The following is a 21096-nucleotide window of genomic DNA, read 5'->3' on the forward strand; positions in this document are numbered from 1 at the left end:
GATGTTCTTTTGTCTTTTGTCTTTATTTTTGTCTTTACCGTTGTCTTGGTTTTTGTCCCTAATTAACTCTTTTTCAGGAGGGCTTATGAAACACAAAACATCACACCAACGTTTCCCCTGGTTGTTTTCAAAAGGATTTCTTTTGGTTGCGGCGGTTCTCTTATCCGGCGCACTAAATCCGGCGTCCGCTTTCCAGTTTGAAAAAGGCGACCTGAGGGGCAGTCTGGACACGACGCTATCTTATGGCCTGCAATGGCGTGTCCAGTCTCAGGATGATTCCATTATCGGCCTGACCAACGGCGGGAAGGCTTATTCCGTCAACGGCGACAACGGCAATTTGAACTTTGATAAAGGTCTGGTCAGCAATGTACCCAAAATTTCATCCGAACTGGAGCTGAAGTATAAGAATTTCGGTGCGTTTGCCAGAGGCTGGGCCTTTTATGACTTTGCGGTGGAAAACCACCATATGGACAAAGCCGAGCTGACGAATGATGCCCTTGACCTGGTGGGCAGTGATGTCAAGCTTCTGGACGCGTATGTTTCGGGAAATTTTGACATCGCCGACAAGCCGCTTGGCATTCGCGTGGGAGACCAGGTGGTCAGCTGGGGGGAGGGAACCTTTTTTACGGGTGGCATTAACACCATCAACCCCATGGATGTCAGCGCCATCCGGCTTCCCGGCGCCGAATTGAAGGAAGCCCTTATCCCCGAAGGAATGGTTGTCGCCTCCATGGGGATTTCGAGCAACGCCTCTTTTGAAGGCCTCTATCTGTATGACTGGGACTACACCGACATTGATCCGTCCGGATCTCTTTTTTCCACTTCAGACTCCGTCGGCGAGGGCGGTGAAAAGGTGGTGCTGGCGTTTGGATCCATTTCCGATGAAGGCACCGATCTGGGCTCCATGGGATTTGATCCGGACTTTCTGATGGTATCGCGGGGCCCCTCCGACAAGGCGGATGATAACGGGCAATATGGCCTGGCCTTCCGGTATTTAGCGGAAGCCATGAACGACACGGAGTTCGGTCTTTATTATGTGAATTACCACAGCCGCCTGCCCATATTAAGTACCCGGACGGGAACCGCCACGGGCGTGGCGTCAGCGTCAGCCGCTGCCTTCAACCAGACGGTAACGGCCATAACGCAACAGCTGATGGCCGCCGGAATGGATGCCGCGACCGCGCAGGCCACGGCCGTATCAAAAAGCGCCCCTTTGCTGGTCGATGCCTACGCTCAAACCGGTTATTATTATACCGAATATCCGGAAGACATCCCCATGTGCGGCCTGAGTTTCAATACCAGCCTCGGCTCAACCGGAGTCGCCCTGCAGGGTGAAGTCTCCTATCGTAATGACATGCCGCTGCAGATCGATGACGTGGAGATGGTTCTGGCCTACCTGTCACCCATTGAATTCAATCCCTCGTACAAGGACAACCAGGTCGGCATCTTCGGCGCTGATGAGATCATTCACGGCTATATTGAAAAGGACGTTATCCAGACACAGGTAACCGCTACCCAGGTCTTCGGGCCGACCCTGGGCTCGAACAGCTTTACGCTGCTCGGTGAAGTCGGTTACACCCGCGTGCAAGACATGCCGGATAAAAGCGAACTGCGCCTGGAATCCGCCGGTACCTATACCTCCGGTAACCCCTCTCAGGCGGTTCTGCCGCAGACGGATCCCACCAAGCCCTTTGGCGGCGCCCATTACGGGAAGGCGGCCGAATCGTCCGACCATTTCGCCGACGCCGATTCGTGGGGATACCGGTTGATGGCCAAACTCAACTACGAGAACGCCATCGGCCCGGTGGGACTGTCCCCATATTGCGCCTGGCAGCATGATGTTGCGGGAAACTCGCCCGCGCCCGGCGGCAATTTCATCGAGGACCGCAAGGCGGTTACGGTAGGCCTGACGGGGCTTTATTTAAGCGCCTGGTCGGTGGATGTAAGCTATACGAACTTTTTCGGCGCCGACCGGTACAACCTGATTAACGATCGTGACTTTATTCAAACCAACATCAAGTATTCATTCTAACCAAAAGAATAGGAGATCGATTATGCTGAAAAAAACGCTTTTACCCATAGGTCTTTTGCTGTTGTTCGCCATGGTCGCTTCTTCAGCCTGGGCCGTGTTATCTTCCGAGGAAATCGCCCGGCTGGGCAAGGATCTGACGCCGCTGGGAGGCGAAAAGGCCGGGAATGCCGCCGGCACCATTCCCGCCTGGGACGGGGGCATTACCACGCCGCCGGCCGAGTATAAGCCCGGCATGCATTATCCGGACCCCTATGCCGGCGACAAAAGCCTGGTTACCATTACCAAGAGCAATATGAGCCAGTACGCCGATAAACTGACAGCCGCCCACAAAGCCATGCTGGAACAGTATGATACGTTTAAAATGAACGTCTACCCGACCCACCGGAGCGCCGCCTGCCCGGAACGGATTTACGAGGCCACCAAAAAATCCGCGGCTACGGCCGAGCTGCTGGACAATGGCTACGGCGTAAAGAATACCGCTATCGGTATTCCCTTCCCCATTCCCAAAACCGGACTGGATGTGATCTGGAACCACATCCTGCGGTATCGCTGCGATAGAGCTGCCCGCTCCATCGCTCAGGCGGTGCTGACCCGGGGGGGCGAGTACACCCTGGTCGAAATGAAAGACGAGTTTGACATGCTTTACGCCCATGAAGGGATGACCCCGGAAACACTGGGGAATGTAATCACTTATTTTAAACAGGAAGTGGTCGCGCCGGCGCGTCTGGCCGGCGGCATCCTGCTGGTACATGAAACCATGGACCAGGTCAAGGAACCCCGGTCGGCCTGGATTTACAACCCGGGCCAGCGCCGGGTCCGGAGAGCGCCCAATGTCGCCTATGACAATCCCGGGACGGCTTCCGACGGCGTCAGAACGACGGACCAGTTTGACATGTTCAGCGGGGCCACGGACCGCTATGACTGGAAACTGGTGGGAAAAAAGGAAATCTACGTTCCTTATAACGCCTACAAGCTTCACAGCGACAAGCTGACCTACAAGGAAATCCTGACCCCCCTGCACATCAATCCCGATGTCTGCCGGTACGAGCTTCACCGGGTCTGGGTCGTGGAAGCCACCTTGAAGGACGGCAGCCGTCATATTTATAAGCGCCGGACGTTCTATGTGGATGAAGACTCCTGGCAGATTGTTTTCTCCGATATCTATGATAATCGGGATCAGCTCTGGCGTTTTTCCGAAGGCCATGTCATCAACTACTATAACGTGCCGTCCTTATGGACGACCCTGGAAGTCCACGGCGATCTTCAGTCCGGCCGATATCTCGCCCTGGGTCTGTATAATGAAAGCAGTGTGTATGATTTTGACATCAAACGGACCAAGGAAGACTATATGCCGGCCGCCTTACGGCGCGAAGGCACCAGGTAGTCAAAGGAGCGCTGCTTCATTGTTGTAAATCACCGAACCGGGAGGGCAGATGCCCTCCCGGTTTTATCCTTCAATTTGACGACAGGACCTTTTTTAATGAACCGGTTATCCTTTTCCCCTCTTTTTACGAGATTTTCCAGAAAAAAGACTGCTGCCGCTGTTCTTCTTGTTGTTTCTGTTTTCTTTTCCTCTTTTCTTCCTGCTGCCGAACCTCCGCCGGAATACGCCGCCATAGAGCCACTGGCGTCCAAATCGCTTCTACTGTCCGCCTGCCTTGCTGATGGCCGGATGGTCGTTGTCGGCGAACGGGGCCACATTCTCTATTCCGACGACAAGGGGTCTTCCTGGACTCAGGCTAACGTCCAGACGATCGCCACGCTTACCGGTGTTTATTTTCATGATAAAAACCTGGGCTGGGCCGTCGGCCATGACGCGGTTATTTTAAAGACCGCCGATGGCGGAAAAACCTGGTCCCGGGTTTATTCAGCTCCCGAAGAAGAACGGCCGCTGCTTGATGTCTGGTTTAAAGACGCTGAGCAGGGTGTGGCGGTGGGCGCCTACGGCTTGTTTATGACGACGGAGGACGGCGGGCTTAACTGGTCCGAAAATCCGATCGGCGAGGAGGACTGGCATTTGAACCAGATCAGACGATCGGACAGTGGAAGACTCTATATCGCCGGAGAGGCGGGAAACATCTGCCGGTCGGATGATAATGGCCAAACCTGGACGGTGCTGCCGTCGCCGTATGCGGGCTCTTTCTTCGGCGTCCTGCCCCTTGAGGGCGATACGGTTCTGGTGTTCGGCTTGAGAGGGCACCTTTACCGTTCGGAAGATGCCGGTGACAACTGGCAGCCGATCGAGTCTCACACGCAAGCCATGCTGACCGGCGGCGCCAGGATGCCGGACGGCCGCCTTGTTGTGGTGGGGCTCAGCGGGACCGTTCTGGTCAGCGACGATAACGGAAAAAGTTTCAGTCTGCTTCAACAGCCGGATCGAATGGCGATAATGTCGGCCTTACCGGTTGAAGGCGGCAAAGTCCTACTTATCGGCGATGGAGGAACAAAAGAACTGTCAATAGCCGTTAAGGAGTAGCTCTTTCCGTATCTCCGCAACCACACCTTTTTTTCCGTTTATTAACCCTCCCAAATGGATTCTGTTATGATGAAGAATGCTTCCCTCCAGTCCCGGTTTGAAGACTTGATTTTCAACAATCGCGCGCTGGTCATCGCTTTTTTTGTCCTTGTCACGGTTTTCATGGTTTTTTCCGTTACCCGCCTGCGTATCGATGCCGGCTTCAACAAGATGCTGCCCCTGGAACATGAGTACATGAAAACCTATGTCCAGTATCGTCAGGAGTTCGGCGGCGCCAACCGGGTGCTGATCGCCGTAATGACGAAAAAGGGGGATATCTTTACGCCGGAGTTCTTTGATCTTCTCAAAAACGTTACCGACGACGTGTTCTTTCTCCCGGGGGTCGATCGTGCGCTGGTGCAGTCCATTTTTACCCCCAATGTGCGCTATACGGAGGTGGTCGAAGACGGCATCGCCGGAGGCAACGTGATCCCCGACGATTTCCGCCCGACGCCCGAGGGGCTGGCGCGTGTCAGGGAAAATATCATTAAAGCCGGCATTCTCGGCCGGCTGATTGCCAACGACTTTTCCGGCGCCATCGTCAGCGCCCAGTTAATGGAGATTGATCCCAATACCGGCCAGCGGCTGGACTATGTCGACGTGGCCCATCGCCTGGAAAAAGAGATCCGGGAAAAATACGACCAGCAAGACGTCAATGACCTTTACGATATCCACATCATCGGCTTTGCCAAGGTGATCGGCGATATCGCCGACGGGGTCGCCCGGGTGGTGCTGTTCTTCGGCGTTACCTTCCTGCTGACGGCCGTATTGATCTATCTGTATACCCTTTCGTTCAAGCTTTCGCTGATCCCCCTGTTTTCTTCTCTGATTGTGGTTCTCTGGCAGCTGGGCTTGCTGACGGTCCTGGGCTTCGGCATCGATCCCATGGGCATTCTGGTGCCGTTTCTGGTTTTCGCCATCAGCGTCAGCCATGGCGTCCAGATGGTCAGCGTGGTCAAAACCGAAATCCTGTATGGCGCCAGCGGCATGGATGCCGCGAGGGAAAGCTTCCGGCGGCTCCTTATCCCCGGAAGCACCGCCCTGCTCACCGATGTCATCGGGTTTATCACCATATACTTTATCAAGATCCGTATCATTCAGGAGCTGGCCATAACGGCCAGCATCGGTGTGGCCGTCATTCTGTTGACCAACCTGATCCTGATCCCGGTACTCATGTCCTATCTGCGGCATGATGAAAAAATTCGCCACCGTATCAACGCCCAGCACCGCTTTCTCCGCCCCCTGTGGAACGGCCTGGCCAAAGTCACCAACCCCAAAGCCGCCGGCATAACCATTCTGATTGCCGTTTTACTCCTGGTGCTGGGCTGGCAGAGAGCCATGGACGTTAAAATCGGAGACCTGCACCGGGGCGTGCCTGAACTGCGGGCCCAGTCCCGGTATAACCTTGACAGCGAAATTATCAGCCGCCGCTTTTCCATCGGTGTGGACATCCTGACGGTAATTGTGGAGACGATTTCGGAAGGGTGCATTGACTACGACGTGATGGAAACCATCGATCGTTTCGGGTGGCACATGAGAAACGTGCCGGGGGTTCAGTCCGTGATCAACCTGGCGGATATTTCCAAGATCATCAATTCCGGCTGGAATGAGGGAAGCCCGAAATGGCGGGTGTTGCCGAGAAACAAGGACGTGATGATTCAGTCGGTCGCCTATGTTCCCACCAGCAGCGGCCTTGCCAATGCCTGCGGCAGCGCCATGCCGGTCATGCTTTTCACGGAAGACCACAAGGCCGAAACCATCGACCGGATTGTCGCGGAAGTCAAAAACTTCCGTGAAAAATACGAAACCGACAAGGTAAAATTCCGCCTGGCCACCGGTAGCGTCGGGGTCATGGCGGCCACAAACGAAGAGGTCGCCGCCGAGCAGTTCCCGATCCTCCTCTATGTTTTTGCATCGGTCATCCTGCTGTGCGTGATTTCCTTCCGTTCCATCCGGGGAATGCTGTGTGTCATCCTGCCCCTGGGGCTGGTTTCGATTCTGGCCTATACGGTGATGAACCTGCTGGAAATCGGCCTCAAGGTCTCGACCCTTCCGGTGGCGGCCCTGGGAGTCGGGGTTGGCGTTGATTACGGCATTTATATTTTCAGCCGCCTTAAGGCCTTTTTATCCGAGGGTGTCTCCCTTAACGAGGCCTATAAAAACACCCTCGGTGTTAACGGTATCGGCGTTCTGTTTACCGGGATAACGCTGGCCGCGGGCGTGGGCACCTGGATCTTTTCTCCGCTTAAATTCCAGGCGGACATGGGCATCCTGCTGACCTTCCTGTTTTTTGTGAATATGCTGGGCGCGCTGTTTTTGTTGCCCGCTCTGGCCCGATTCCTGGTAAAACCGAAAACCGTGAGTTAAGCGCCTTTCTTAAAAGAAACGACTTATTAAGGCCAGCGCTGAAAAATTCGCATGTCGGGAACGCGAACCAGAAGGCTTGTTTTCAGCGCTGGCCTTAATCCTTTACGGAAAGCTCTTCTTTTAACAGGCAGCAGGCAACCCTGTATTCCGGCCGGCCCTTGTCGTCATAAGACAGATTATCCGGTTGAATCAGCTTGTTCATGACGCAGCCTTCCGGGATCGACAGACGGAAAAAATCCGTTTCGTTCAGGGGCGGGGTTTTTTTCAACCGGTCGTTTTCAAAGACCAGGCTGTGGAAGGGATAATCCTCGCACAGGGGACATCGATAGACCCGGCCGTTGGGAAAAATAAAATAGTTGTCCGCTACCAGGCCTGCGCATTCAAACGTTTCGCCGGTCGACAGATACACTCTGGGGTAAGTTACCGTAATTCCCTCCCGCGCGATCGCTTCGGCCGCGGCGGGAACCACCGCCTGCCACTGGCCTGGCGATACCTGCAGCGGCGCTTTTCCGTCAAACCCTTTTATCGCGGATTTTCCCCTGATACCGATGACCTGGATAAAAAAACGGTCTGTTTTCAGATCCGCCAGCAGCGGCCGCATTTTTTCCAGTTCATGTATGTTGGCGGCGCTGACGGTATAGATCAGACTGGTTTTAAATCCCCCGGCCACCGACCGGCGGATTCCCGAGAGACACTGGTCATAACTTCCCCGGCCGCGAATGGCGTCGTTGGTCGTCCGGGTGGCGCCGTCCAGGCTGAAGCTGACGTAGTCCACTTCATCGGGCGAGACCCGGGAAAGGATATCGTTAAAGAGATAACCGTTGGTGTCGATGGTGATGGAGTGGTAGCCGATTTGCCGGGCGTATCGTACCGCCTCGGAAAGTTCGGGGTGCAGGGTCGGCTCCCCCCCCAGAAAGATCACGTTGGCGACGGCGGCCTTTTCAATAAAGGCATCCAGCCATCGCCGAATGACGTTGATCGACAGTGTCTGCTTTCCGTGCTGGTCGGGATTGATATAGCAGTGGGTGCAGTGAAGGTTGCAGCGTGTCAGAATATGGAAAAAAACATTGACCGCATTTTTCGAAAAACAAACGGTTCGTCCGGTCATGCCCTGGTTACTTTGTCTGATCTTTTACTGCTTTTAATTTTTTCTTTGCTTTAACCAGTTCGTCGTTGGTAATCCGGAGACGGGCGCTCATGTATTCCGCGAAAATCTTGTAGAGCATCAGAACAAATTCCACGGCGTCCTCTTTTTCCCCCTTGCCGTGAGCCATGAGCCGCTGCTGGGCGGTGGTATTGACGGCCAGGCAGATGGTTCGTCCATCGGCGACCACCGAAGCGGATCGGGCCTTGTCGTCCACGATTCTCATTTCACCGAAAATCTCACCGGTGGTGGAAATACAGGTGATTTCTTCTCCGCCTTTCTGGACCCGGACCTGACCGGAAAGAAGAAAATAAAGCCAGGGATCGATATCCCCTTCTTTAATGATAATCTCTCCGTCCTCATATTCCCGGATTTTGCTCAAGCGCAGGATTTTGGAAAGGTTTCTGGTCTCAAAGGACTTTAAAGCCGGAATCGACATCAGGCGCTGAATGTTCTGGATATTATCCTTCAGATATTTTGATTCTAACATTAGCGGAATTCCTTTATCTGTTTTTCGATAATAACGAACCCTTCTTTGTTCGCCGGATTTTGGGAAAATACCCTATCATTGAACAAAAAAAATCGCAACCCTTACGTTTTTCCCGGCTTTTTTAAAAAGCGCCTTTTTCCTCTTTGCCGAAACGCATCACCCTCCCAGGGTCGCATGATACTCCTGCAGAGACCGGGTCGTATATTCACCTTCCCTCCGGGCCTTGATGCCCTTGGCCGCGGAAATGGCGGCGGCGGTGGTCGTTATATAAGGAACCTTGTAGTTAATGGCCGCTTTGCGGATATAGGAGTCATCCTCCTGACTTTCCTTGCCGCTGGGCGTATTAAAAACCAGCTGCACCTTCCCGCCCTTGATTTCATCGACGATATCCGGATGACCGTGGCCTCTTTTGGTGACCGCTATCGAAGGAATACCGTTTTCCCCCAGAAACTGTCGGGTCCCCGGCGTGGCCATGATGGTGAAGTTCATGTCGTGGAAAAGGCGCGCCGGCTCCAGCATCCGGGTTTTATCGTCTTCCGCCACCGTAATCAGAACCGTCCCCCCCAGGGGCAGCGAGGTTTTGGTGGCTTCCTGGGCCTTGAAATAAGCCAATCCGAAGGAATCGGCCATGCCCAGCACCTCTCCGGTCGACCTCATTTCCGGGCCCAGCACGGGATCTACTTCGGGGAACATATTGAAGGGGAACACCGCCTCCTTGACCCCGAAGTGGGGAATGGCCCGCTTGGACAGCCGGCAGTCGGACAGTTTCTTTCCGAGCAGGATCCGGGTAGCGATGCGGGCCATGGACACGTTACAGACCTTTGACACTATCGGTACGGTCCGGGAGGCCCGGGGGTTGGCCTCGAGAATATAAACCGTATCGCGGGCAATGGCATACTGGACGTTCATCAGACCAACCACGCCTAGCTGCAGGGCGATCTTGCGGGTGTACTCATTGATGGTGTCCACGTGCTTGACCGGAATGCTCACCGGCGGAATCACGCAGGCCGAATCGCCGGAATGAATTCCGGCCAGCTCGATATGCTCCATGACCGCCGGCACAAACGCGTCTGTCCCGTCGGAAATGGCGTCCGCTTCGGCTTCAATGGCGTCCTCCAGAAACTTGTCGATCATTATGGGGCGCTCCGGCGACACGTCAACAGCGCGGTCCATATAGAATTTCAGCATCTCTTCGTCATAGACGATCATCATGGCCCGGCCTCCCAGAACAAAGGATGGCCGCACCATCAGGGGATATCCTATCCGGGTGGCAGCGGTCAGGGCCTCCTCCACCGAGTGGGCCATATCCGACGCCGGCTGCGGGATGCCCAGGTGGCTGATGACCCGGCGGAAGCGGTCTCTGTCTTCGGCCTGCTCGATGGTTTCCGGAGACGTCCCCAGGACGTTTACTCCGGCCTCCGCCAGTTCGGCGGCGATGTTTAACGGCGTCTGTCCGCCGAACTGGACGATAACGCCTTCGGGTCTTTCCTTTTCATAAATGCTGAGCACATCTTCTACGGTCAACGGTTCAAAATAAAGCTTATCAGAGGTGTCGTAATCCGTGGATACGGTTTCCGGGTTGCAGTTGACCATGATGGATTCATAACCGGCCTCGCGGATGGCGAGGGCCGCGTGAACGCAACAATAATCAAATTCTATTCCCTGACCGATACGGTTGGGGCCACCGCCCAGCACCATAATTTTTTTCCTGTCGCTGACGGCCACCTTATCCTTCGCGTTATAAGTGGAATAGTAGTAAAAGGCATTTTTCACGCCGCTGACCGGAACCGCGTCCCAGGCCTCAACCACCCCTATTCTTTTTCGCTGATTTCGTATATCTTTTTCTGGTGTGCCGGTCAAAAGGCAAAGATATTTGTCCGAGAAGCCGTCCTGCTTGGCTCTTTTCAAAAGATCATCCGGCAGCGCTCCTTTTGTGCCCGCGGCCGCGAGAATCTCTTCTTCCAGCTCCACCAATTCTTTCATTTGCCGGATAAACCATGGTTTGATGTGCGTTTGCCGGTACAGTTCTTCAATATCCGCGCCCTTCCGTAGCGCTTCGTACATGATGAACTGGCGTTCGCTGGTGGGTGTCTGCAGAAGATTCATTAATTCCGGCAGCTTCTTTTTATTAAAGTCAGCTACAAAACCCAGACCGTAACGATCTTTTTCAAGGGATCGAATGGCTTTCTGCAGGGCTTCTTTATAATTTTTTCCAAGACTCATCACCTCGCCTACGGCGCGCATCTGAGTTCCCAGCCTGTCTTCGACCCCTTCAAATTTTTCAAAAGCCCAGCGGGCGAACTTCACCACCACGTAATCCCCTCCGGGCGTATATTTTTCTAACGAGCCCTCTTTCCAATAGGGAAGCTCGTCCAGGGTTAGCCCGCCCGCGAGTAAAGCGGAAACATAGGCTATGGGAAATCCGGTCGCTTTGGACGCCAGGGCCGAAGATCTGGATGTCCGGGGATTGATTTCAATAACCACCACTCTTCCGGTAACGGGATCATGAGCAAACTGGATGTTGGTGCCGCCGATGACTTCGATGGCCTCCACTATGGAATAAGAATAATCCTGGAGTTTTTTCTGCAGTTTTTCATCAATGGTCAGCATGGGCGCCGTGCAGTACGAATCCCCGGTATGAACGCCCATGGCATCGACATTTTCAATAAAACACACGGTGACCATCTGGTTTTTAGCGTCGCGGACGACTTCCAGCTCAAGCTCTTCCCAGCCGAGAACGGATTCTTCCACCAGCACCTGATGAACCAGACTGGCGTCCAATCCCCTGGCGGCAATAATCCTTAATTCATCCACATTATAAACCAGTCCTCCGCCTGTTCCTCCCATTGTATAGGCCGGCCTGATAACAACCGGAAAGCCTATTTCCGTGGCCACTTTTTCGGCGTCTTCAACACTGTTTACGGCTTTGCTCCTGGGCATTTCTATTCCCAGTCGGGTCATTGTTTCCTTAAAAGCCGTTCGGTCTTCTCCTTTTTTAATCGCCCCTATGTTAACGCCTATTATTTTAACTTTATACTTATCCAGAATCCCGGCTTCATATAATTCGGACGTTAAATTCAAACCGGACTGTCCTCCCAGATTAGGAAGAAGAGCGTCCGGTCTTTCTTTTTCTATTATTTTTTCCATGGCCTTTATATTTAAAGGTTCAATATATGTTATATCGGCCATCTCCGGATCCGTCATAATTGTGGCCGGGTTTGAATTAACCAGAATTATTTTATATCCAAGAGAGCGAAGGGCTTTACAGGCCTGTGTTCCGGAATAATCAAATTCACAGGCCTGACCGATAATGATGGGTCCGGATCCGATAATCATCACTTTATTTATATTTTCTATTTTGGGCATATTTCCTTCCTTTTATTTTTAATAACATGGTCCATTTCTTGTTTATATATCAAAAGTTATCGACACTTTTTTTATAATTTTTTAAATTATTCTTAAACTGTTTTTATAAAATATTTTTATAATAAAAAAAACTATAATAAAAATAAAAAGTTAAATTTTTATTAGTGTTATCAACAGCCTTTATTTATCTTTTATAATTTTATAAAAATAATAATATATTGATCTTTTCATCAAACCGGATTAATCTCATTCTTATTTCTGAATCATTAAATAAAAAAATTATATAAGGACATTATTATGAAATGTTCAATCAAAAAGACAGATATACTTACCATGCTGGCCAATATTCAAGGAATAACAGGTAAAAAATCCTCCCTGGCCATAACTGAAAATATTTTAATAAAAACAATTAATAAAGGAATTTCTGTTTCCGCAACGGATATTGAAACCGGTTTTGAAGGCATTTATCCGGCGACGGTGCAGACAGATGGAGAAATAGCTGTAAATGCAAGGGATTTTTTTGATATTGTTAAAAAATCAGGGAAAGAAAAAATTTATATAAGCGAAAATAAGAAACAATGGATAGAAATTACCGATTCGAAAGATGCCGGCAGTCTCAAATACAATATAGTAGGTGCTAATACCCTTGAATTTCCAGAACTTCCAAAAATAAAAGATGTTTCATATTTTGAGATTGAAGCGGATGTATTTAAAAAAATGATTTCCTGGGCTGTAATGGTGATGTACAGCGGTGATGAAAAGAGAGTTCATATTCTGGGCGCTGATTTGGAATGTCAGGAAACAGATGATGGCTATAAACTGATGATGATATCCACGGATGGAAAAAGACTAACAAAAACAGAAACGATAATAAAAAACAAAAACAACAAAGGAATAGAATCAGGTCAGCAGATTATCATACCGAAAAAAGCATTAAATGAAGTTCAGAAGTTCCTGTATGACAAGGGAAAAATTGGTGTTGGTGTGAAGGAAAATTATTTTATTGTTAAAAAAGATAATGAAATTATATATATAAATCTTTTCAGTGGAAATTTTCCTGATCTTAAAGGACTATTTGTCGATCAAGACAGGATGGTGCTTGAAATAGATAAAAAAGAGTTCAAGGATATGCTGGAAAGAATGTCAATATTAACGTCCGATGATTACAAGGGAGTTATTTTCAGATTTGAAAACAACAAACTGACCGTTAATGCCGCCAATCCGGAACGGGGAGAATCTTCTGAATTCATGAATATATCATTTGATAAAAAAGCAATTGAAACCATGTTTAACCCTCATTATTTTATTGACGCCTTAAATGTTATAGATGAAAGTAAAGTTTATTTAAAAATAAAAGATGAACAGACCCCCTGTATAATTTGCGGAAAAGATTCGGAAACTAATTTTAACATTATCATGCCCATGAAAATATAATCTATGGAAAATAAATATAACGAAAACAGCATCAGTGTATTGGAAGGACTTGAACCCGTCAGGCTCAGGCCATCCATGTATATTGGAAATGTATATAGTGAAGGCCTTCATCATCTGGTTTATGAAGTGGTGGACAACAGTATTGATGAAGCCATGGCAGGTTATTGCACGAGTATTCTCGTTATTATTAATAAAGATAACAGCGTCAGTGTGGAAGATAATGGACGGGGAATTCCGGTAGGAATACATGAAAAAGAAAAAGTGCCGGCAGTTGAAGTCGTATTAACCAAACTTCATGCCGGAGGAAAATTTGATAATGATTTTTACAAGGTTTCCGGCGGTCTTCACGGCGTTGGAATTTCCGTGGTTAACGCCCTGTCTGTTTTTCTTGAGGTAAATGTTTTTAATGAAGGAAAAATATATAAACAGACCTTTTCAAAAGGGAAAAAAACAAGCGAACTTGAAATAGTCGGAACAACCAAGAAAAGAGGAACAAAGGTTATTTTTAAGCCGGATACTGAAATTATGAAGGATGATAATTTCAGTTTTGAAATTTTAAGTCGCAGGTTAAGAGAACTGGCTTACTTAAATAAAGGAATAACCATCCGATTAGACGATGAAAGAACGGATGAATCGGCTTCATATTGTTATGAGGGTGGAATTGTCTCTTTTATTGAATATCTCAACAGGGCCCATAATACCCTGCATAAACCAATCTATATTTCTGGCGAGAAAAAAGACGTACAAATTGAAGTAGCCATTCAGTATAACGACAGTTATACGGAGAAAATATATTCTTTTGCCAATAATATCAACACATCTGAAGGCGGTTTTCATCTTATCGGATTCAAGGGAGCGCTGACCCGATCCGTTAACCAGTATTTAACGACTATGTCGACCGCCAAGAAAAACGGAGACAAAATAAATGGGGATGACGTCCGAGAAGGATTATCGGCGATCATCAGCGTTAAAATAAGAAACCCGCAGTTTGAAGGACAGACTAAAACCAAACTGGGAAACAGTGAAGTAAAAGGATATGTGGATTCTCTGGTTTATGAAAAATTAAATGTTTTTCTGGAAGAGAACCCCTCCATCGGAAAAACAATTGTAAACAAGGCAATGGAAGCGGCCAGAGCAAGAAACGCCGCTAAAAAAGCAAGGGATATTGCCAGAAGCCAGGGAGCGTTGCTGGACGCGACGCTTCCGGGAAAAATGGCTGAATGTCAGTCAACGGACCCGAAAGAGAGAGAGCTTTTTCTGGTAGAGGGAGATTCCGCCGGCGGCTCAGCCAAGCAGGGCAGGGACAGGCGGTTTCAGGCTATTCTTCCTTTAAAAGGAAAAATATTGAATGTTGAAAAAGCCCGGTTTGATAAAATTTTAAAAAGTGAGGAAATAAAGAATATCATTACCGTACTGGGAACAGGAGCCGGCAGCGAAGAATACCGCGCCGAAAATATCAGATATCACAAAGTTATTATCATGACAGACGCGGATGTGGATGGTGCTCATATCCGAACCCTGCTGCTGACCTTTTTTTTCAGGCAGATGCGGGAACTGATCGAAAATGGTTTTGTTTATATTGCTCAACCGCCGCTGTTTAAAGTTGGTAAGGGAAAAAATGAACAGTATATTGATAAAGAGACACAACTAAATGATTTTTTTATTAAAAACACTTGCGAAAAAAAATATATCCTGGCCGGAGACATGCGGCTGGAAGATTATGATCTGTCTGTTTTTCTGGGCCACGTGTTTGATTACCTGAAGGAAATCGCTGAATTGAAAAAAAGAGGGTATAACGCGAAACTTCTGGAACTGTTGCTTCGTCATAACGTAACGGATAAACAGGTGTTAAACGACCGGGAAAAAATGGAGGCGGTCAGAAAAACCTTGTCGGAAAACGACTTTATTGTGGATGAACTGGTTTTAAATGAAGAAAAAAATATTTATGAATTTTTTATTACCATCCCGGTTAAAGACGATGAGGAAGAATTCATAACCGGTAAGACCATGACCGACATAAAGCCGGTAAAAATAGGAAGAAGCTTAATTTATTCATCCCGATATCAGAACATGGCGGTGCTGGCCAGAAAAATAGAAAAACACAACAAACCACCCTTTAGAATATTTAATAAAGAAACGAATAAAGAAGAAGCTTCTTTTGAAACAATAAAAAAGATGTATCTTTATATGGAGGATGCGGGGAAAAAAGGCGTTGTTTTTCAACGGTACAAAGGTCTCGGAGAAATGAATCCCGAGCAGCTCTGGAAAACGACCATGGATCCGGCGACCAGAAGGCTGCTGAAAGTAAAAATTGAGGATGCCGCCGAAGCGGATGAAACCTTTACCGTGCTGATGGGCGATGATGTTGAGCCGAGAAAAAAATTTATCAATGAAAACGCGCTGGAAGTGGAAATGCTCGATTTTTGATTTTTAATAGAATAAACGTAAAAATATCTGTAAAAAAGTCCTTTCAAGAAGGCCTCCTTTTTTAACCAAATAACCGCGCGCCGTTACTGATCATAGAGCCTCCCGCCTCATTTGATCCGGAGTGTTTCTTTTTTTTGCTATTATGAAAGATAAAATTTTTTCAGAGGTTTTACCGTTTGTAAAAAAACCCAGCAGCTATATGGGCGGTGAAATCAACGCCGTCCGTCCGGACAAACCCTGCCGCGCGTCCTTTGCGCTATGCTTTCCCGACTTATACGAAGTCGGGACAGCCCATTTCGGCCAGCAGATTCTGTATCATCTGCTTAACCAAATGGATGGAATCCTGGCTGAACGCGTGTTCGCGCCGGCTCTGGACATGGCCCGGCAGCTGAAAGCCACCGGGCTGCCCCTGTTTTCTCTGGAAACCAAAAGGCCCCTGGGTGACTTCGATGTGGTCGGCTTTTCCCTTCTGTATGAATTAAACTACACCAATGTGCTGCTGATGATGGATCTTTCCGGGATTCCTTTTTACGCCACACAGCGGGACGAGTCCTATCCCCTGGTCATTGCCGGCGGCCCCTGCATGTTTAATCCCGAACCGGTAGCGGATTTTTTTGACGCCATCGTTGTGGGAGACGGGGAAGAGGCGGTGGTTGAAATGGCCGAGGCGATGATATCACTGCAGCGGGAAGGCGGAAAACCGGATAAAAAGGAGTTGTTGAAACGATGGTCAACAATAAAAGGGGTGTATATTCCGCAACTCTATGACGCGCGGTACGATGACAATGGGTTGCAGCACCTGGTTCCAAAAGAAGGTGCACCGGAAAGGGTTGAACGGGCGGTTTTGTCTTGTTTAAGGAGTGTGGACTTTCCCGACGAGCCGGTTCTTCCTTTTGGTAAACCGATACACGACCGGTTGCGGCTGGAAATTGCCCGGGGCTGCTCGCGGGGCTGCCGGTTCTGTCAGGCCGGCATGATTTACCGGCCGGTTCGAGAGCGTTCGGTGGAGGCCGTTCTGGCCCTGGCCGAAGCCGCGCTAAAGGCCACCGGGTATGAAGATCTCTCTCTGCTGTCGTTAAGCACCGGTGATTACAGCGGCTTGAATTGCCTGATGGAACAACTGGTGAACCGATACGGCGGGAAAAACATTTCGATTTCCGTACCGTCTTTCCGGGCCGGGTCGTTGAATCCGGGCGCCATGAAACTGATTCAAAGCGTCAGAAAAACGGGCTTTACCATCGCCCCGGAAGCGGGTAGCCAGCGGTTGCGGGACGTGATCAATAAAAATGTCACCGAGGAAGAGATTACCAAAACCATTCAGGACGCCTTCGGGCTGGGGTGGAACCTGGTCAAGCTTTATTTCATGATCGGCCTGCCGACGGAGACGGAACAGGACGTGGAAGAAATGATTTCGCTGGTTCGGCGTCTGTCCAGGCTTGGCGGAAGACCGGGGCGAAAAGAGAACCTTCATGTCAGCGTAGCGACCTTTGTTCCCAAAGCCCATACGCCTTTTCAGTGGGAGCGGCAAATACCTATTGAAAAAGCAAAAGAAACGCTTTTTTTTCTCAACAAGAAACTGAACGGCCGGCAGATTGGTTTTAAATGGCAGAACCCGGAAGTCAGTTTTCTCGAGGGGGTTTTTGCCCGCGGTGACCGGCGCCTGTCGAAACTGATAAAAGCCGCTTATGACAAAGGCTGCCGGTTCGACGGCTGGACGGATTGTTTTGCTTTCAAGAACTGGATGGCGGCGGCGGAAGAAGCGGCCATCAATCTTGATTTTTATACCCGGCGGGTAAGAGATGTTGGTGAACCCCTGCCGTGGGACCTTGTTTCAAGCGGTATCTCAAGGGAGTTTTTAATTAAAGAGCGGTCTCGGGCCTATAACCAGGAGCGGACGCCGGATTGTCGGGATGGTATCTGCAACCAGTGTGGCATCTGTGATTTTGCAGCGATTGCTCCCCGCCTGAATCGGCCGGGAAAAGATAGCCTGGAAGGCGGCTCTTTTTTTCAGACGGACTCAAAAAAACCCGAAACCCGGCGAAAAATGGAACTGGTGTATTCAAAAACAGGACCGGCCAGATTTTTCGGTCATCTGGAACTGATGAATATATTGATCCGGGCGATGAACCGGGCCGGTATCCCGGTCGTCTATTCACAGGGATTTCATCCCATGCCCAGGATCGCCTTTCCCGAGCCGTTGCCGGTAGGCCTTGAAAGCGAAGGGGAAACACTGGTGATGACCGTAACCGACGATGCCGGGCCGATGGAACACCTTCAGGCAGAATTGAACCGGCAGCTTCCGGAAGGGATAAGGATAAAAGCCTGCCGCTTGATATCGGATGCCGGACGGAAGCCAGGATCGGAAAAGAAAAAGATTTTATACGGGATGGACTGTACCAAGGCGGTTTTTGATAATGAAAAGGCGACTCTTTTTTCCTTGTCCGGCCGAGTCCTGCTTGAAAAAAAGAATAAAGACGGTTTGATTAAAACCGTAGACCTCAAGGAAATCGTTGACCGCCTGACCGTTATCGACTCGATGCATGCGCAGCTTGAGGTAAACGACCTGCCGGGGAAAAAAGCACGTCCGGCCGATATCATCGGTGTTATTTTCGGACTGGATGAGGTCACGGTAAAGAAAGTAAGGATTGTTAAAGTTTTAACGGCATAATAAAATAAAAGGCTATCTCTTAAAAAACCAGACAGGAGACAGCGGATGTCAAAGGAACTGATCATAAACGCCACGGAAAATGAAACCCGGGTGGCCCTTCTTGAGGACGGGACCGTGGTGGAATTTTTTATGGAGCGGGGCGATCATTTTAATATTTCCGGCAATATTTACAAGGCCCGGGTTCAGCGGGTTCTGCCGGGAATGCAGGCGGCTTTTGTTGATCTGGGCATGGAACAGGCGGCGTTTATCTATGTCAATGATGTTATCACCGGAGCCCCCTGGGATTTGGATGAGATGTTTTCCGGTACAGTATATAATGAGAACACGGAAAACAATACGGAAAACAACGGCGGCTCAACATACAACGAGACGCCGCCGCCGCCGCGGTCGGTTAATATCAGCGAATTGATCATGGATGGGCAGGAGCTTCTGGTCCAGGTGTCCAAATCGGCCATCGGCAGCAAGGGCGCGCGGATCACAACGCGCATTTCTCTTCCCGGACGTTTTCTGGTGATGATGCCGACGGTGGAGCACGTCGGGGTTTCCAAGCGGATTATCGATGAAAAAGAAAGAACACGGTTAAAGGATCTGATTCTTTCCATGCAGCAGGAAAGTTTCGGTTTTATCGTCCGAACCGCGGCGGAAAACATCGACGAACAGACATTGAAAAAGGAAATGAATTTTCTGGTAAATCTCTGGAAGAAAATTCAGGACCGTTACGGCAAGGTTTCCGCGCCCAGTCTTCTGCACCGGGAAATGTCGGTTTCCCTGCGGGCGGTCCGTGACTATTTAACCCACGAGGCGGACTGCGTGATCGTTGATTCCGACGCGGTTTACAACGAAATCATCGCTTTTCTGGATGAAGTCATGCCGCAGATGAAGGTGTCTGTTGAACGGTATTCCGGAAACGAACCGCTTTTTGATGCCTATAACATTGAAGGGGATCTTTCCCGGGCGCTGAAAAACAAGGTCTGGCTGAAGTCCGGCGGCTATATTATCATTGACCAGACGGAAGCGCTGGTGGTGATTGACGTGAATACCGGCCGATACGTGGGTAAGCACAATTTTGAAGAGACGGTGTTTAAAACCAACCTGGAAGCGGCCCGGGAGATTGCCTACCAGATCCGGCTGCGCAACCTGGGCGGCATTATCATCATCGACTTTATTGATATGGCCAAGGAGGCCAACCGGGACAAGGTATTCAGTACCCTGAAGGAATACCTGGACAAGGATAAAAACAAGACAACGGTTCTTCCCTTTTCGGAACTGGGCCTGATTCAAATGACCCGGAAAAGAACCAGAAACTCCGTTGCCAGCATGCTGTGTGAGCCCTGTTTTTATTGTGAAGGTAACGGCTACCTGCTATCCAAACAGACCATTTGCAATAACATTTATCGAGAAGCCCTCAGGGGCGCCAGTGATATTACCGGAGAGAAAGTGACCATCAAGGTTCATCCGTACATCGCCGAAGTGCTTCACGGAGAGGAGAGTCAACTGGTCAATTCCCTGGAGCGATTACTGGGCCGGCAGATCATTATTTATCCCATGCCCAAGTTTCACCTGGAGCAATTTGAAATAGAGGAAATCATGCCGGCTATCCGGTAGTTTTGTTTTGATTTTATTGGATATTTATAAGCCTTGACTTTTGGTTTTGCCGGTCATATATATGAAAAACTGTTTTTTGGGTTGATGATCATGATAGAGAGGATGTTGAACGATGAAACGTACTTATCAGCCGAGTCGCATCAAGCGGGCGAGAACGCATGGGTTTAGAAAACGACTATCCACCAAGCAGGGGAGAAATATTCTTAAAAGGAGGAGAGCAAAAGGAAGAAAACGGCTTTCTGTTTAATGAACTGGTATGGAAAAGGAAAAATACGCAACCATTAAGAATAAAAACAATAAAACACCATTTTGATTCGATTCGATATGGATGGTGGCGGTTGCAATAAAACAGTTGCTGGCTCTGTTGACAGATTTTATCTTTTCAAAACAATACAGGCTGTTAGATCAGGCCGATTTTATTCTGCTGAAGAATACCGGTAAAAAAATACATTCGGATTGTTTTGTTGCCCAAATCAGAAAAAACGATTTACCCAACAGCCGGTTGGGATTAACCATATCCAAAAAAGCAGCAGGTAAGGCCGTCACTCGCAATCGTTTGAAGCGATTGATTCGAGAGAATTTCAGAGCAAAAAGGCACATGCTTTCCGGTTTCTGGGATATAAACATAATTGCCAAAAAAAATGTCACGCAATGCTCTTCGGAACAGGTTTTTGCATCACTGGATAAAATATTTGCTTCTATTGCAAGCAAGTTTAATTAGAAAAAGCCTTCTTCTGACAATAAGGGCTTATCAAACATGCCTATCCCCTTTTTTGGGGCCAGCCTGTCGATTTTATCCTACCTGTTCGGACTATGCTTACGAAGCTGTTCGTCGTCATGGCATCATAAAGGGTGTCAGGCTTTCCGTCATCAGGCTTTTAAAGTGTCAGCCATTTCATCCCGGTGGTTATGATCCTGTCCCATAGGCCGCAAACAAGCCGTCTGTCTTTTTTCCAGTCATTTTTATTCCGGACATGATTTTAAACGGTCTTTGCCCGGAGCCTTTTGTTGCCGTTAAATGCGGATACCCCGTGATGGGGTTACCGGT

Annotated in this window: 14 protein-coding genes; 11 read left to right on the forward strand and 3 right to left on the reverse strand. The window is 49.3% G+C overall.

Annotation, left to right across the window (positions count from 1 at the left end):
- Positions 1-85 precede the first annotated feature (85 nt).
- The 4 genes from AB1724_06945 (at position 86) to AB1724_06960 (ending at position 6914) form a co-directional block, all read left to right on the forward strand.
- Entirely contained in the window at positions 86-2032 is a 1947-nt protein-coding gene (locus tag AB1724_06945) for a DUF1302 domain-containing protein (GenBank protein MEW6077528.1), read from the forward strand.
- A gap of 22 nt (positions 2033-2054) precedes the next feature.
- Positions 2055-3416 carry a DUF1329 domain-containing protein gene (locus AB1724_06950; GenBank protein ID MEW6077529.1) on the forward strand — a complete coding sequence of 454 codons (1362 nt, stop codon included), beginning with the start codon at positions 2055-2057 and terminating at the stop codon, positions 3414-3416.
- A gap of 96 nt (positions 3417-3512) precedes the next feature.
- Positions 3513-4508: a YCF48-related protein gene (locus tag AB1724_06955; GenBank protein MEW6077530.1), complete on the forward strand. Its 996-nt coding sequence runs from the start codon at positions 3513-3515 to the stop codon at positions 4506-4508.
- Between the two features lie 66 nt (positions 4509-4574).
- On the forward strand, positions 4575-6914 hold the full coding sequence (locus AB1724_06960; GenBank protein ID MEW6077531.1) for an MMPL family transporter: 2340 nt from the start codon (positions 4575-4577) through the stop codon (positions 6912-6914).
- 94 nt (positions 6915-7008) lie between these two features.
- Here the strand turns inward: AB1724_06960 and AB1724_06965 are convergent, their stop codons facing one another.
- From AB1724_06965 to carB, 3 genes are all read right to left on the reverse strand, one after another.
- Complete coding sequence (locus AB1724_06965) at positions 7009-8022, reverse strand: radical SAM protein (protein MEW6077532.1); 1014 nt, start codon at positions 8020-8022, stop codon at positions 7009-7011.
- Between the two features lie 7 nt (positions 8023-8029).
- Positions 8030-8548, reverse strand: coding sequence for a cyclic nucleotide-binding domain-containing protein (locus AB1724_06970; GenBank protein MEW6077533.1), 519 nt, complete (start codon positions 8546-8548; stop codon positions 8030-8032).
- Positions 8549-8704: 156 nt separating this feature from the next.
- Complete coding sequence (gene carB / locus AB1724_06975) at positions 8705-11914, reverse strand: carbamoyl-phosphate synthase large subunit (GenBank protein MEW6077534.1); 3210 nt, start codon at positions 11912-11914, stop codon at positions 8705-8707.
- 297 nt (positions 11915-12211) lie between these two features.
- Here carB and dnaN point away from each other — a divergent pair, with 297 nt between their 5' ends.
- The 7 genes from dnaN (at position 12212) to yidD (ending at position 20974) form a co-directional block, all read left to right on the forward strand.
- A complete protein-coding gene (dnaN, locus tag AB1724_06980; protein MEW6077535.1) occupies positions 12212-13348 on the forward strand; it encodes a DNA polymerase III subunit beta in 1137 nt (378 codons plus the stop codon).
- A 3-nt stretch (positions 13349-13351) separates the two neighbouring features.
- On the forward strand, positions 13352-15775 hold the full coding sequence (gene gyrB, locus AB1724_06985) for a DNA topoisomerase (ATP-hydrolyzing) subunit B (protein MEW6077536.1): 2424 nt from the start codon (positions 13352-13354) through the stop codon (positions 15773-15775).
- A gap of 142 nt (positions 15776-15917) precedes the next feature.
- Entirely contained in the window at positions 15918-18443 is a 2526-nt protein-coding gene (locus tag AB1724_06990) for a TIGR03960 family B12-binding radical SAM protein (GenBank protein MEW6077537.1), read from the forward strand.
- A 45-nt stretch (positions 18444-18488) separates the two neighbouring features.
- Positions 18489-20048, forward strand: coding sequence for an Rne/Rng family ribonuclease (locus AB1724_06995; GenBank protein ID MEW6077538.1), 1560 nt, complete (start codon positions 18489-18491; stop codon positions 20046-20048).
- Between the two features lie 112 nt (positions 20049-20160).
- Entirely contained in the window at positions 20161-20295 is a 135-nt protein-coding gene (rpmH, locus tag AB1724_07000; GenBank protein ID MEW6077539.1) for a 50S ribosomal protein L34, read from the forward strand.
- Between the two features lie 81 nt (positions 20296-20376).
- Positions 20377-20769 carry a ribonuclease P protein component gene (gene rnpA, locus AB1724_07005; protein MEW6077540.1) on the forward strand — a complete coding sequence of 131 codons (393 nt, stop codon included), beginning with the start codon at positions 20377-20379 and terminating at the stop codon, positions 20767-20769.
- On the forward strand, positions 20765-20974 hold the full coding sequence (gene yidD, locus AB1724_07010; protein ID MEW6077541.1) for a membrane protein insertion efficiency factor YidD: 210 nt from the start codon (positions 20765-20767) through the stop codon (positions 20972-20974). Before rnpA ends, yidD begins: the two co-directional genes overlap by 5 nt.
- Positions 20975-21096: the final 122 nt, after the last annotated feature.

The organism is Thermodesulfobacteriota bacterium (assembly GCA_040753795.1).
Classification (GTDB): domain Bacteria; phylum Desulfobacterota; class Desulfobacteria; order Desulfobacterales; family Desulfosudaceae; genus JBFMDX01.

What these genes read in the sequence shown, in the direction of transcription:
- AB1724_06945 (MEW6077528.1), top strand. Translation starts at nt 86, where the DNA reads ATGAAACACAAAACATCACACCAACGTTTCCCCTGGTTGTTTTCAAAA.
- AB1724_06950 (MEW6077529.1), top strand. Translation starts at nt 2,055, where the DNA reads ATGCTGAAAAAAACGCTTTTACCCATAGGTCTTTTGCTGTTGTTCGCC.
- AB1724_06955 (MEW6077530.1), top strand. Translation starts at nt 3,513, where the DNA reads ATGAACCGGTTATCCTTTTCCCCTCTTTTTACGAGATTTTCCAGAAAA.
- AB1724_06960 (MEW6077531.1), top strand. Translation starts at nt 4,575, where the DNA reads ATGATGAAGAATGCTTCCCTCCAGTCCCGGTTTGAAGACTTGATTTTC.
- AB1724_06965 (MEW6077532.1), bottom strand. Translation starts at nt 8,022, where the DNA reads ATGACCGGACGAACCGTTTGTTTTTCGAAAAATGCGGTCAATGTTTTT.
- AB1724_06970 (MEW6077533.1), bottom strand. Translation starts at nt 8,548, where the DNA reads ATGTTAGAATCAAAATATCTGAAGGATAATATCCAGAACATTCAGCGC.
- carB (MEW6077534.1), bottom strand. Translation starts at nt 11,914, where the DNA reads ATGCCCAAAATAGAAAATATAAATAAAGTGATGATTATCGGATCCGGA.
- dnaN (MEW6077535.1), top strand. Translation starts at nt 12,212, where the DNA reads ATGAAATGTTCAATCAAAAAGACAGATATACTTACCATGCTGGCCAAT.
- gyrB (MEW6077536.1), top strand. Translation starts at nt 13,352, where the DNA reads ATGGAAAATAAATATAACGAAAACAGCATCAGTGTATTGGAAGGACTT.
- AB1724_06990 (MEW6077537.1), top strand. Translation starts at nt 15,918, where the DNA reads ATGAAAGATAAAATTTTTTCAGAGGTTTTACCGTTTGTAAAAAAACCC.
- AB1724_06995 (MEW6077538.1), top strand. Translation starts at nt 18,489, where the DNA reads ATGTCAAAGGAACTGATCATAAACGCCACGGAAAATGAAACCCGGGTG.
- rpmH (MEW6077539.1), top strand. Translation starts at nt 20,161, where the DNA reads ATGAAACGTACTTATCAGCCGAGTCGCATCAAGCGGGCGAGAACGCAT.
- rnpA (MEW6077540.1), top strand. Translation starts at nt 20,377, where the DNA reads ATGGTGGCGGTTGCAATAAAACAGTTGCTGGCTCTGTTGACAGATTTT.